Genomic DNA, 13,010 nt, shown 5'->3' on the forward strand with positions numbered 1-13,010 from the left:
GCAAGTTGCCTTCCCCCGCCATCGTCGGGCCTGTCCCGACCATCCACGTCTTCGCCGGCCGTGCGCAGTGGGCAAGACGTGGATGCTCGCCACAAGGGCGAGCATGACGCGATTGGATCAATGTCGAGCTTGAAACGTCGCTGGCTGTCAGGCCAAGCCGCCGGTCAGCAGGATCAGCACGCCGACGCCGAGCGCGAAGGCGAGGATGCGGGCGGGCATGGAGAACAGGGTGCCAGGCGGCTGCTTCGTCGCGAAGCCGGCGACGACCTCGACCAGCGCGAGAGCCAGCAGCACATAGACGAAGGGCGGGAAGGTACCGCCTCTGGCGATCCAGCCGGAGTGGACCGCGAGCGAGGCGAGCGCGCCGAGCCCGGCGCCGGCCGCGATGAAGAACTGCTCGGGCCGGCTGAAGCGCACGGGCGTCAGCGCCGGCGGAAGTTCTGCGGGCGAGGCGGCATCGGGCCGGGGCTCGCGGTCTTCTGGCGGAAATTGATCCGGCCTCTGTCGAGGTCGTAGGGCGACATCTCCACGACCACGCGGTCGCCGGCGATGGTGCGGATGCGGTTCTTCTTCATCTTGCCGGCCGCATAGGCCAGGATGACGTGATCATTGTCGAGCTTGACCCGGTAGTTACCGTCCGGGAGCACCTCGACCACGGTGCCGTCGAATTCGAGCAGTTCTTCTTTCGCCATTCGCTGATCCTTCGTCTTGTCCTCGGCGCGGGGCCAGGCCGGATGGGCCTAGCCCAGAGCCGGATCCGATCAGGTTGAATCAACCTGATCGGTGAATCCGTCTCTCACTTTTAGTTAGAGACCGTTTTGCCGATCAGCTTGCAATGCAAGCTGATCGGAACGGGCTCTAGCGGTTGCGGTGCCTATCAGTTCGGGCGCCGCCCGCCGCCGCCGGTGCGTCGTTGTCCCGTTCTTTGCTGCAAGAACGCGACGCCGCCAAGCCCTTCCTTGCCGGAAACCGCGTCTTTTCGTGCACCGCCCCCATCCTGGCGCTGGGCCGGGCGCTCATGACGCTGCTGTTCGGGGCGCGCCTGATGCGGACGCTGCTGGTTCGGACGGGACTGCTCGCGATGCGGCTGGCCCTGACGCTCGCCCTGTTCCTGGCGCTGGCCATTGCGGCCCTGCGCGCCGCGGCCGTCGCGGCGCTGACCCTGACCCGGCTGCTGCCCGTTCTGCGGACGCCCCTGGCCGCGGCCGCCACGATTCTGCGGCGGCTTCTTCGGGGTGCGGCCATCCCAATGCGGCACGTCGCCGACCGGGGTGAGCGCGATCTTGGTCAGCTTCTCGATCGCAGCGAGATCGCCACGCTCTTCCGGCGTGCAGAAGGCGATGGCGAGGCCCGACGCCCCGGCGCGCGCGGTGCGGCCGATGCGGTGGACATAGGTCTCCGGCACATTCGGCAGGTCGAAATTGACGACATGGCTGATGCCGTCGACGTCGATGCCGCGGGCGGCGATGTCGGTCGCGACCAGGATGCGCAGCTCGCCGTCACGGAAGGCGCCGAGGGCGCGCTCGCGCTGGCCCTGGCTCTTGTTTCCGTGGATCGCAGCCGACTTGATCCCGGACTGCTCGAGCTGGCGCACGACCTTGTCGGCACCGTGCTTGGTACGGGTGAAGACGATGGCGCGCTCCATCTCGGGAACGCTCAAGGTCTTCGCCAGCAGTGCCGGCTTCTGGCCAGCTTCCGTGAAGATGACGCGCTGCTCGATCTTCTCGGCCGTGGTCGCGACAGGCGCGACCGCGACCTCGACCGGGTCGGTCAGATAGGCTTGGGCGATCTCGCGGATCGCCTTCGGCATGGTCGCCGAGAACAGCAGCGTCTGGCGCTGCTTCGGGATCAGCGTCGCGATCTTGCGCAGCGCGTGGATGAAGCCGAGGTCAAGCATCTGGTCGGCTTCGTCCAGCACCAGGAACTCGATCTCGCGCAGCGAGACGGCGCGCTGGTCGACGAGGTCGAGCAGGCGGCCGGGCGTCGCGACGAGGATGTCGACATGCTGGCCGAGCGCGCGGATCTGCTTGCCGACCGGCACGCCGCCGAAGATCACTGTCGACTTCAGCGAGGTGAACTGGGCATAAGTGCGGATGCTGGCCTCGATCTGCGCCGAGAGCTCGCGCGTCGGCGACAGGATCAGGGCGCGCACCGAGCGCGGCTGCATGCGCCGCGGCTGGTTGAGCAGCCGGTGCAGCATGGGCAGGGAGAAGGCGGCGGTCTTGCCGGTGCCGGTCTGGGCGGCTCCGAGCAGGTCACGGCCATCGCGAATGGAAGGGATCGCCTGCGCCTGGATCGGCGTGGGCGTCTCATAACCTTCGGCGGCGAGCGCTTTGAGGAGCGGCTCGGCCAGGCCGAGGTCGGTAAATTTGGTCAAATCAGGTCTTTCTGAGCCGAACGAAATGGGGCGCACGTGGTGAACGGAAGCGCCTCGACATGCCGTCTCGGTCTACGCATGGTCTCTTTCCGCCCGGCGAACCGCTAGCCACTGCGCCGGAGGATGTCGTGTGTCGCGGGCCTCAAGGCTCGCATCTTGAAAACGGGCGGACACGGATGGTCCGCCCGAAAACGTCTTCAGCCGGCGACGAGGTTGCCAGCCGAGGACTTGCCGGTCTTGCGATCGGCGATCAGCTCGTAGGAGACGACCTGGCCTTCGCGCAGCTCGCGCAGGCCAGCGCGCTCGACGGCGCTGATGTGGACGAAAATGTCCGGGCCGCCAGCCTCAGGGGTGATGAAGCCGTAGCCCTTGGTGGCGTTGAACCACTTGACGGTGCCCTTGTTCATAGCGGGACTAATCCTTGCACTTCAGATCCGCGTATTCGTGGAACCCATAACCGGACGCGCGGACGCCTTGCCATGGCCTTGTATCGACGTGTGGTGGATCTGAAGTGGCCCGCCGGTCGGAATACCCGCGCGGAGGATTGGCCAGAACCGGCCGCATCTCGTCTTACATCGGTGGAGCTAGCATAAATTGCAAGCTCGGTCCAGCAGAGCGGGTTTTCGCCTCCTTTGCGACAGGTTGAACAACCACGCGTCCGGCTGGTTGTCGTCAGAAGATTGTCGGGAGGCGAACGATGCCGATCACGCTGAAAGGTTCCTGTCGCTGCGGCAAGGTGAGCTTCACAGCCGAGAGTCACACGCCGGTACCCTACCAGCTCTGCTACTGCTCGATCTGCCGCAAGACCGCCGGTGGCGGCGGCTTCGCCATCAACATCATGGCGGACGCGGCCACGCTCAAGATCGAAGGCGAAGACTCGATCGGCGTCTTCCATGCCGAGATTTGCGACGACTCCGGCCATTGCGAGACGTCGCGCGGCGAACGGCGCTTCTGCAAGGGTTGCGGCACGGCGCTATGGGTATTCGATCCGGCCTGGCCGGAGCTCATCCACCCCTTCGCCTCCGTCATCGACAGCAAATTGCCGAAAGCAAACGAGAAGACCCATCTGCTGCTCCGCTTCAAGGCGGATTGGGTCGAACCCGATATCGGCCCTCGCGACCAGCGCTTCGACGACTATCCGCAGGACTCAATCGAGGAGTGGCACCGCAAGCGCGGGCTATGGATCGAATAGAGGGCGCGCTTCAGCCGATCTCGCTGACAAGATCGACCAGCCCGCCGAGATCGGCGAGCTTGCGGAAGCGCGCCTCGTCCGCCGGCTCCTCGGCATGCTCCAGGACCCAGGTCAATTCGTGCGGCACATGCGCCGCCCAGGCGCCCGCGGCGAGCGCCGGGACGATGTCGGATTTCAGCGAATTGCCGACCATCATCGCCCGCCTTGCCCCGTCGCCATGGCGGGCGAAGAGCTTCTCATAGGTGGCGGTGCTCTTGTCGCTGACGATCTCGACCGCGTCGAAGAAATCGCCGAGGCCGGACTGGGCCAGCTTGCGCTCCTGGTCGAAGAGATCGCCCTTGGTGATCAGCACCAGCCGGTAGTGGCCGGCGAGCACGGCGAGCGTGTCCTTGGCATGCGGCAGCGTCTCGACCGGATGGGTCAGCATCTCGCGGCCCGCCGCCAGAATCTCCCCGATCACTGCCGGCGGTACCTGGCCACGGGTGATCTCGAGCGCCGTCTCGATCATCGAGAGAGTGAAGCCCTTGATGCCGAAACCGTAGAAGGCGAGGTTGCGCTTCTCAGCCTCGAGCAGCTTGCCGGAGATCTCGGCGGCCTCGCCGTGCTCACCGAGCAGCGCGACGAAGCGATCTTCCGTCAGGCGGAAGAACTGCTCGTTCTGCCAGAGCGTGTCGTCGGCATCGAAGCCGATGGTGGTGAGGGCGCGTGCCGCCATGATGGATCGCGCCCTCCCCGCTTCTCAGGCGTCCTTGGCCTTGATCGCCCCCAGCGCCGCCTGCGCGGCGGCGAGGCGCGCGATCGGCACGCGGAAGGGCGAACAGGAGACGTAATCCAGCCCCACGCTCTCGCAGAAGCCGATCGAGGCCGGATCGCCGCCATGCTCGCCGCAGATGCCGAGCTTGATGTTCGGGCGCGCCTTGCGGCCGCGCTCGGCGGCGAGCCTGACGAGCTCGCCGACACCATCCTGGTCGATCGTCACGAAGGGATCGGATTCGAGCAGGCCGCGCGCCGTATAGGAGCCGAGGAAGGAGCCGGCGTCGTCGCGGCTGATGCCGAGCGTGGTCTGCGTCAGGTCGTTGGTGCCGAAGGAGAAGAATTCGGCGCTCTTGGCGATCTCCTCCGCCCGCAGCGCGGCGCGCGGCAATTCGATCATGGTGCCGACCTGATAGGTGAAGGCGCTGCCGCTCTCCTTCTTGACGGCCTCCGCCATCGCATCGATCCGGCCCTTGACCAGGTCGAGCTCGGGCGCGCCCATGACGAGCGGCACCATCACCTCCGGGATGACCGGGTGGCCGGTCTCCTTGGCGGCGATGACCGCCGCCTCGAAGATCGCGCGCGCCTGCATCTCGGCGATCTCGGGATAGGCGACGGCGAGGCGCACGCCGCGGAAACCGAGCATCGGGTTGAACTCGTGCAGCTCGGCGGCGCGGCGCTTCAGCTTTTCGGCCGTCGTGCCCATGGCCACTGCGACCTCGGCGATCTCGTCGTCGGTATGCGGCAGGAACTCGTGCAGCGGCGGATCGAGCAGGCGGATCGTCACCGGCAGCCCCTGCATGATGGCGAAGAGCTCGACGAAGTCCTGGCGCTGCATCGGCAGGAGCTTGGCGAGAGCAGCCCGCCTGCCCTTCTCGTCCTCGGCCAGGATCATCTCGCGCACGGCGAGGATGCGGCCGGCATCGAAGAACATGTGCTCGGTGCGGCAGAGGCCGATGCCCTCGGCGCCGAACTCGCGGGCCGCCTTGGCGTCACGCGGGGTCTCGGCATTGGCGCGGACCTTGAGGCGCCGTACCTTGTCGGCCCAGCCCATCAGCGTCCTGAAGTCGCCGGAGAGCTCCGGCTGCTGCATCTTGACCTCGCCAAGCAGCACCTGGCCATTGCTGCCGTCGATGGTGACGAAGTCACCGGCCTTCAGCGTGGTCGGGCCGACGGTCATCGTGCCCTTGGCGTAGTCGACGCGGATCTGACCGGCGCCGGAGACGCAGGGCTTGCCCATGCCGCGCGCCACCACCGCGGCATGGGAGGTCATGCCGCCCCGCGTGGTCAGGATACCCTCAGCGGCGTGCATGCCGTGAATATCCTCGGGCGAGGTCTCGACGCGGACGAGGATGACCTTCTTGCCACCCTTCTTGGCGGCCTCGGCCGCCTCCGAGGTGAAGACCACCTCGCCGGCGGCGGCGCCGGGCGAAGCCGGCAGGCCGGCGGTCAGCACACGGCGCTCGGCCTTGGTGTCGATGGTCGGATGCAGGAGTTGGTCGAGCGCGCCGGGCTCGACACGGCCGACCGCCTCCTGCTCCGTGATCAGGCCTTCGCGGGCGAGTTCGACCGCGATCCTGAGCGCCGCCTTGGCGGTGCGCTTGCCGGAACGGGTCTGCAGCATCCAGAGCTTGCTCTCCTGGATGGTGAATTCCATGTCCTGCATGTCGCGGTAGTGCTTTTCGAGGATGCCGTAGATGCGGCAAAGCTCGGCATAGGCCTCCGGCATCGCCTTCTCCATCGAAGGCTTGTCGGATTTGGCAGCGATCTTGGCCGCCTCGGTGATGTCCTGCGGAGTGCGGATGCCGGCGACGACGTCTTCGCCCTGGGCGTTGATCAGGAACTCGCCATAGAGCGCGTTCTCGCCGGTCGAGGGATTGCGGGTGAAGGCGACGCCGGTCGCCGAGGTCTCGCCCATATTGCCGAAGACCATCGACTGGACGTTGACCGCCGTGCCCCAGGAGGCCGGGATGCTGTTGAGCTCGCGGTACTTGATGGCGCGGGCGTTCATCCAGGAGGAGAAGACGGCGCCGACCGCGCCCCAGAGCTGTTCCTGCGGATCCTGTGGGAACTCGGAGCCGAGCTCCTTCTTCACGATTTCCTTGTACTTGCCGACCAGCACCTTCCAGTCATCGGCCGAGAGATCGGTGTCGAGGTTGAGACCCTTGCGCTCCTTGTAATCCTCGAGCGCCTCCTCGAAATGGCCGTGATCGACGTCGAGCACGACGTTCGAATACATGGTGATGAAGCGGCGATAGCTGTCATAGGCGAAACGGGCATCGCCCGAGGCCTTGGCAACCGCCTCGACGGTGACGTCGTTGAGGCCGAGATTGAGGACCGTGTCCATCATGCCCGGCATCGAGGCGCGAGCGCCGGAACGGACCGAGACGAGCAGCGGATTGGCCGGGTCCCCGAAGGTCTTGGCCGTGAGCCTGGCCATGCCGGCCAGCGCCGCCTTGACCTCGGCATCGAGCTCGGCCGGGAAATTCTTGCCGTTGTCGTAATACCAGGTGCAGACCTCGGTGGTGATGGTGAAGCCGGGAGGCACCGGCAATCCGAGATTGCTCATTTCGGCCAGGTTCGCGCCCTTGCCGCCGAGCAGGTTCTTCATGCCCGCCTCGCCTTCGGCCTTGCCGTCGCCGAAGGTGTAGACCCACTTCTGCCCTGCCATAGCCTGCCTTTCCCAAGGTTGTCGCCGGCTTGATCAACGCCTGCGCGCCCACATGGTTTCGCATCTGCAGTGCCCGCTTGCTGCAGCGCACCGGTGCGGCGTGGTCATGCCGAAAACCGGATGAACAATCAATGAGCATGCGCAGCGGCAGGCGGCGCAATATGGCCAAGGTGGGCGTTGCGCGATAGGGTGCCGTCCCGCCTTGAGCAGCGGCGGCCACCGCTGATCCGATGGTTGCCGGCGCCGCCCCGCCTTTCCAGAACGAACGATGCGCCTGAACGACTGCCACAACTTCCATGACTTCCGCACCCTCGCCAGGAAGCGGCTGCCAGGCCCGATCTTCAATTACATCGATGGCGGCGCCGATGACGAGGTCACCCTCCGGCGCAATTCCGAGAGCTTCGAGCGCTGCGACCTCGTTCCGAGTGTCCTGCGCGGCGTGAGCAGCCTCGACACCTCCGTCACGGTGATGGGCCAGAAGCTCGCCGTGCCGTTCTACTTCTCGCCGACTGCCTTGCAGCGCCTCTTCCATCACCAGGGCGAACGCGCAGTCGCCGCGGCCGCGGCGCGCTATGGCACCATGTTCGGCGTGTCCTCGCTCGGCACGATCAGCCTCGAGGAGCTGCGCAAGGCCCATAGCGGGCCGCAGGTCTACCAGTTCTACTTCCACAAGGACCGCGGCCTGAACCGGGCGATGATGGAGCGCGCCAAAACGGCTGGCGTGAATGTGATGATGCTGACCGTCGACAGCATCACCGGCGGCAACCGCGAGCGCGATCTGCGTACCGGCTTCTCGATTCCGTTCAGGCTCAACCTCGCCGGCGTGACGCAGTTCGCGATCAAGCCGCAATGGGCGCTGAACTACCTCACCCATGAGAAATTCAGCCTGCCGCAGCTCGACAGCCACGTCGACATGGGTGGCGGCGTGATGTCGATCAGCCGCTATTTCACCGAGATGCTCGACCCGGCGATGACCTGGGACGACGTCGCCGAGATGGTCAGGCTCTGGTCCGGGCAGTTCTGCCTGAAGGGCATCATGTCGGTCGCCGACGCCAGGCGCGCGGTCGAGATCGGCTGCACCGGCATCATCCTCTCCAACCATGGCGGCCGCCAGCTCGACGGCTCGCGCGCAGCCTTCGACCAGCTCGCTGAGATCGTCGATGCGGTCGGCGATCGTATCGACGTGATCATGGATGGCGGCATCCAGCGCGGCACCCATGTGCTGAAGGCGCTGTCGCTCGGCGCCAAGGCGGTCGGTGTCGGGCGCTATTACCTCTATCCGCTCGCGGCGGCCGGGCAGCCGGGCGTCGAACGGGCCCTCGGCCAGCTCAGGACCGAGGTGGAGCGCGGCATGAAGCTGATGGGCGTGACCAGGCTCGACCAGCTGTCGCGCGAGAATCTGCGCTTCCGCTAGCTGCGCGGCGCGGCCCCTCGACCTGCGTTCAGCCGGCCCGCTTGCCGCGTGCAGCCTTCGGCCAACGCAGTGGCCAATTGACGATGCGCTCGACGATCTCGTCCTCGCCGACCTCGTCCTCATTGGCGTGGACCTTGTCCCGGACGGAGACGCCCGCAGCGACGACAGTCTGCGGATCGCCCGAAACGAGCGGATGCCACCAGGGCAGGTCCTTGCCCTCACCGACGAGACGGTAGGCGCAGGTCGGCGGCAGCCAGGACAGCGAGCGCACGGCATCAGGCGTCAGCGTGACGCAATCCGGCACCGTCTTCGAGCGATTGGTGTAGTCACGGCAACGACAGGTCGCCGCATCGAACAGGCGGCAGCCGATATCGGTCGCGTGGATCTTGCCGGTATCCTCGTCCTCGAGCTTGACCAGACAGCAGCGGCCGCAGCCGTCGCAGAGCGATTCCCACTCCGCCTCGGTCATCTCCTCAAGCGTCTTGCTACGCCAGAAGGGCGTGCTGTCGATCATCTGGTCGGCCATGGCCGCTTATGCCCCGGCGAGGGCACGGAGGGAAGCGCGCCAGCGTCGCAGCGACGCGGCGCGGCAGTCACAATTTTATAGTCATTCTAATCTTTGTTTAGAGGCATTATAATCTATGAAAATTGACCGAATACTCGGATCGGCCTAACGGGAGGAAGAATTCCCTCGTTTCCGAGCTTTCCCGATGCTGACCCGCCGACATCTGCTGCGCGCCTTTACCGTCACCGCGGGCCTTGCGATCACCTCCCTCCCCGCTTTGGCCGACAAGGTCACAGTCACCGACATCGTCGGGCGCAAGGTCGAGGTCGAGGCGCCGGTCAAGCGGATCATCCTCGGCGAGGGCCGGCAGATGTATTTCGTCGGCGCGCTCGACAAGGACGAGCCGTTCAAACGCGTCGTCGGCTGGCGCGACGATCTCGGCAAGGCCGATCCCGAGACGTATCGCGCCTATGAAAAGCGTTATCCGCAGATCGCCAAGCTGCCGACCTTCGGCGGCATGAAGGAAGGCGCCTTCGACATCGAGCAGGCGATCGCGCTCAAGCCCGACGTGCTCTTCCTCAATATCGAGGCCAAGATCGCCAGCGACGAGGCCAAGCTGGTCGAAAAGCTCGCCTCGGTCGGCATTCCCGTCGTCTATGTCGACTTCCGCGAGAAGCCGTTCGAGCACACCGAGCCGTCGATGCGGCTGATCGGCAAGCTCTTCGGCAAGGAGCAGGTCGCCGAGGACTTCATCAAGTTCCGGGCCGAGCAGATCAAGCTCGTCACGGACCGCCTCGCCGGCGCCAAGGATCTGAAGCGCCCGCTCGTCATGGTCGAGCGCGCCGGCGGCTATTCCGACGATTGCTGCATGTCCTTCGGCAATGAGAATTTCGGCAAGATGGTCGACTTCGCCGGTGGCCGGAACCTGGCGACCCCGCTGATCCCCGGCACCTTCGGCACAGTCAATGCCGAGCAGATCGTCGCCGCCAATCCCGATGTCGTGATCGTCACCGGCAGCAACTGGGACGGCTTTGTCCCGGGCGGCAACTGGGTCGGGCTCGGCTATGGCGCCAACATGACCGAGGCGCGCCGCAAGCTGACCAATCTGATGAAGCGCCCGGCCTTCGCCCAGACCACCGCCGTCAAGACCGGCCAGGTTCATGGCATCTGGCACCAGTTCTACAATAGTCCCTACCAGTTCGTGGCGATCCAGGAGATCGCGAAATGGCTGCACCCCGAGCTGTTCAAGGATGTCGACCCGAACGCGACCATGAAGACGCTGCATGAGCGTTTCCTGCCACTGCCTTACGAGCCCGGCCTGTGGGTCTCCCTCGAGGCTGCCAAGTGAGCCTTGCTCCCGCCAGCGCTGACGAGATCGCGCCTCCGCAAGCGGAGGCGCCGCGAGCGGCCGCCCAGGGGCGCGATGCCTACCGGGCGCTGGCGCTGCGCCGCAAGCTGATCCTCGCCGGCTTCGCCGCTGTGCTGCTGGCCTGCCTGATCGTCGACCTGATGCTTGGGCCGGCGCGCTACAGCGTTGCCGAAGTCGTCAACGCGCTGATCTCGCCCTCGACCGCCCCGGCTGCGGTCAGGGTGGTGATCTGGGACATCCGCCTGCCCGTCGCGCTGATGGCCGTCGTCACCGGCGCGGCCCTCGCCATCGCCGGCGCACAGATGCAGACCGTGCTGAACAACCCGCTCGCCAGCCCGTTCACGCTCGGCATCTCGGCCGCGGCGAGCTTCGGCGCGGCGCTGGCGCTGGTCTTCGGCGTCTCGATCGTGCCGCTCGCGATCGACTATGTCGTGCCGCTCAACGCCTTCATCATGGCGATGGGCGCTTCGCTGCTGATCCATCTGCTGAGCCAGCGCCGCGGCGTCACCACCGAGACGGTGGTGCTGCTCGGCATCGCCCTGGTCTTCACCTTCAACGCCCTGCTGGCGCTGCTGCAGTTCTTCGCCTCCGAGCAGGCGCTCGGCGCCGTCGTGTTCTGGATGATGGGCTCGCTGACCAAGGCGAACTGGCACAAGCTCGCCATCACCTCGGCGGTTCTGCTGATCTGCATTCCGCTGTTCGCGCGCCGGGCCTGGGCACTGACGACGCTGCGCCTCGGCGACGAGAAGGCGGCGAGCTTCGGCATCGACGTCAGGTATCTGCGGCTCGAGACCATGCTGCTCGTCGCGCTGCTCGCGGCGGTGCCGGTCGCCTTCGTCGGCACGATCGGCTTCATCGGCCTGGTCGGCCCGCATATCGCGCGCATGGTGATCGGCGAGGATCAGCGCTTCTTCATGCCGGCCTCCGCGCTGGCCGGGGCCGCCGTGCTCTCGGCTTCCTCGGTGGTCTCTAAGTCGCTGATCCCCGGGCTGATCTTCCCGATCAGCATCGTCACCGCACTGGTCGGCGTGCCCTTCTTCTTCAGCCTGATTCTGACCAGCCGGAGGCGCTCGTGGTGAAGCGCCTTGCGCTCAATGATGTCGGCGTCGCCTATGGCAAGCGCCAGATTCTTTCGGGGATCACCACGCCGACCATGACCGGCGGCGAGGTCGTCGCCGTGATCGGCCCGAACGCCGCCGGCAAGTCGAGCCTGTTCCGCCGCATCGCCGGTCTGATCCCGGGCGCCGGCAAGGTCCAGGTCGAGAGCACGACTGGCAAGACGCCCTGCTACCTGCCGCAGGATACCGCGGTGAACGCGGTGCTGACCGTCTATGAATCGATCCTGCTCGCCCGCAAGCAGGGCGGGTCCTGGGGCGTCGGCGACGACGAGCTCGCCGCGATCGACGAAGCCCTGCACGCGCTCGACATCGCCGACCTCGCCTTTCGCGGCCTCGGCGAGCTCTCCGGCGGCCAGCGCCAGCTCGTCTCGATCGCCCAGACGCTGGTGCGTCGGCCCGAGATCATGCTGCTCGACGAACCGACCAGCGCACTTGACCTGCACCGCCAGTTCGAGGTTCTCAGCCTCGTCGGCCGCTTGGCGCGCGAGCGGCAGATCTGCGTGCTGATCGCGATCCACGACCTCAACCAGGCCCTGCGCATCGCCGACAAGGTGATGGTGCTGTCGCAGGGACGGCTCGCTGCCTTCGGCGATCCGCGCGCGATCATCACGCCCGCTTTGCTGGAAGAGGTCTATGGCGTCGTCGCCCGTGTCGAGGCAAATGACGGTGAGACGCCCTTCGTCGTCGTCCACGGCTCGGCCCGCAGGCGGAGCCGCGGCGAGGCGCAGCTTGCGCCCGCCCAGGCAGCGGAATAACACCCTCTCAGAGTTCAGCTTGGCGAACCGCCGATGTCCGACAGCAGCCTTCCCACTGGTCTTTCCACCCCTGGCGCCAACTTCTCCCTCAAGGAGGAGATCCGGTCCTATTGGTCCGGCCGGGCCGCCACTTTCGACCAGCAGGTCGGCCACGCTATCAAGTCGGACGCCGAGCTCGCCGCCTTCCAGTCGCTGCTGCGACAATCCTTCGGTGCGGAGCCGCGCGAAGTGCTCGATCTCGCCTGCGGTACCGGTGAGATCACCCGCGCCTTGCTCTCGCTCGGGCACAAGGTCACGGGAATCGACTTCTCCGAGGATATGCTAGCCCGTGCCCGGGCCAAGCACGGCGACAACGCCCGCATCCTGGCTGGTGATGCCGAACGCCTGCTCGACGATGATGCCAGCTATGACGCGCTGGTGACGCGCCATCTGGTCTGGACGCTGACCGATCCCGAGGCCGCCTTCGCCGAATGGTTCCGGGTGCTAAAGCCGGGCGGCAAGCTGCTAGTCATCGATGGCGACTGGATCAACCGCTCCTGGCTGCAGGGGCTGCTCAACCGGGCAGCGACCTTCCTGCGCGAGCGCGCCGGCGCCGCCGCGCACGGCTCCGACCGCGAAGCCTTCGACTCGATCACCAAGCGCTTCTTCTTCCGCGAGGGCCTGAGCTTCGAGCGGCTCGGCGCGATGCTGCGCCAGGCCGGGTTCGCCCGCATCGAGGCCGCCGACTATGCACAGGTCGTCAGGGCGCAGCAGCGCCATGGCGCCCTGCACGATGCGCTCCGGCTCGCGTCCTCGACCCGCTTCGCGCTGCTCGCGACCAAAGACTGACCAACCGGCAGCACACCGTTTTTGCCGT

At 66.4% G+C, this 13,010-nt stretch carries 13 protein-coding genes; 6 read left to right on the forward strand and 7 right to left on the reverse strand.

Annotation, left to right across the window (positions count from 1 at the left end; all coding sequences use genetic code 11):
- Positions 1-147: 147 nt before the first annotated feature.
- The 4 genes from ACWIGM_RS12580 to ACWIGM_RS12595 form a co-directional block, all read right to left on the reverse strand.
- Entirely contained in the window at positions 148-417 is a 270-nt protein-coding gene (locus ACWIGM_RS12580; protein WP_454026270.1) for a hypothetical protein, read from the reverse strand.
- 5 nt (positions 418-422) lie between these two features.
- The gene (gene infA / locus ACWIGM_RS12585; protein ID WP_057187732.1) at positions 423-692 is read right to left on the reverse strand and encodes a translation initiation factor IF-1; all 270 of its coding nucleotides are present in this window, start codon (positions 690-692) and stop codon (positions 423-425) included.
- Between the two features lie 185 nt (positions 693-877).
- Entirely contained in the window at positions 878-2,377 is a 1,500-nt protein-coding gene (locus ACWIGM_RS12590) for a DEAD/DEAH box helicase (protein WP_454026271.1), read from the reverse strand.
- Between the two features lie 197 nt (positions 2,378-2,574).
- On the reverse strand, positions 2,575-2,784 hold the full coding sequence (locus ACWIGM_RS12595) for a cold-shock protein (protein ID WP_152016986.1): 210 nt from the start codon (positions 2,782-2,784) through the stop codon (positions 2,575-2,577).
- A 290-nt stretch (positions 2,785-3,074) separates the two neighbouring features.
- On the opposite strand from ACWIGM_RS12595, the gene ACWIGM_RS12600 reads away from it, so the two are divergent.
- Positions 3,075-3,569 (forward strand): GFA family protein, encoded by a 495-nt coding sequence (locus tag ACWIGM_RS12600; protein ID WP_454026272.1) that lies wholly within the window; start codon positions 3,075-3,077, stop codon positions 3,567-3,569.
- Between the two features lie 10 nt (positions 3,570-3,579).
- Here the strand turns inward: ACWIGM_RS12600 and ACWIGM_RS12605 are convergent, their stop codons facing one another.
- Both ACWIGM_RS12605 and ppdK read right to left on the reverse strand, forming a co-directional pair.
- The gene (locus ACWIGM_RS12605) at positions 3,580-4,284 is read right to left on the reverse strand and encodes an HAD family hydrolase (protein WP_454026273.1); all 705 of its coding nucleotides are present in this window, start codon (positions 4,282-4,284) and stop codon (positions 3,580-3,582) included.
- A 24-nt stretch (positions 4,285-4,308) separates the two neighbouring features.
- Positions 4,309-6,993, reverse strand: coding sequence for a pyruvate, phosphate dikinase (gene ppdK, locus ACWIGM_RS12610; protein WP_454026274.1), 2,685 nt, complete (start codon positions 6,991-6,993; stop codon positions 4,309-4,311).
- A gap of 268 nt (positions 6,994-7,261) precedes the next feature.
- Here ppdK and ACWIGM_RS12615 point away from each other — a divergent pair, with 268 nt between their 5' ends.
- Positions 7,262-8,407, forward strand: coding sequence for an alpha-hydroxy acid oxidase (locus tag ACWIGM_RS12615; protein ID WP_454026275.1), 1,146 nt, complete (start codon positions 7,262-7,264; stop codon positions 8,405-8,407).
- Positions 8,408-8,435: 28 nt separating this feature from the next.
- Here the strand turns inward: ACWIGM_RS12615 and ACWIGM_RS12620 are convergent, their stop codons facing one another.
- Entirely contained in the window at positions 8,436-8,933 is a 498-nt protein-coding gene (locus ACWIGM_RS12620) for a YcgN family cysteine cluster protein (RefSeq protein WP_454026276.1), read from the reverse strand.
- 184 nt (positions 8,934-9,117) lie between these two features.
- On the opposite strand from ACWIGM_RS12620, the gene ACWIGM_RS12625 reads away from it, so the two are divergent.
- The 4 genes from ACWIGM_RS12625 to ACWIGM_RS12640 are packed head-to-tail and all read left to right on the forward strand — an operon-like array spanning position 9,118 to position 12,982.
- On the forward strand, positions 9,118-10,260 hold the full coding sequence (locus tag ACWIGM_RS12625) for an ABC transporter substrate-binding protein (protein ID WP_454026277.1): 1,143 nt from the start codon (positions 9,118-9,120) through the stop codon (positions 10,258-10,260).
- A 26-nt stretch (positions 10,261-10,286) separates the two neighbouring features.
- Positions 10,287-11,360 carry a FecCD family ABC transporter permease gene (locus ACWIGM_RS12630; protein ID WP_454026986.1) on the forward strand — a complete coding sequence of 358 codons (1,074 nt, stop codon included), beginning with the start codon at positions 10,287-10,289 and terminating at the stop codon, positions 11,358-11,360.
- Positions 11,357-12,154 (forward strand): ABC transporter ATP-binding protein, encoded by a 798-nt coding sequence (locus ACWIGM_RS12635; protein ID WP_454026987.1) that lies wholly within the window; start codon positions 11,357-11,359, stop codon positions 12,152-12,154. Before ACWIGM_RS12630 ends, ACWIGM_RS12635 begins: the two co-directional genes overlap by 4 nt.
- Positions 12,155-12,187: 33 nt before the next feature.
- Complete coding sequence (locus tag ACWIGM_RS12640) at positions 12,188-12,982, forward strand: class I SAM-dependent methyltransferase (RefSeq protein ID WP_454026278.1); 795 nt, start codon at positions 12,188-12,190, stop codon at positions 12,980-12,982.
- Positions 12,983-13,010: the final 28 nt, after the last annotated feature.

It is taken from the genome of Allobosea sp. NPDC055332 (assembly GCF_053645455.1).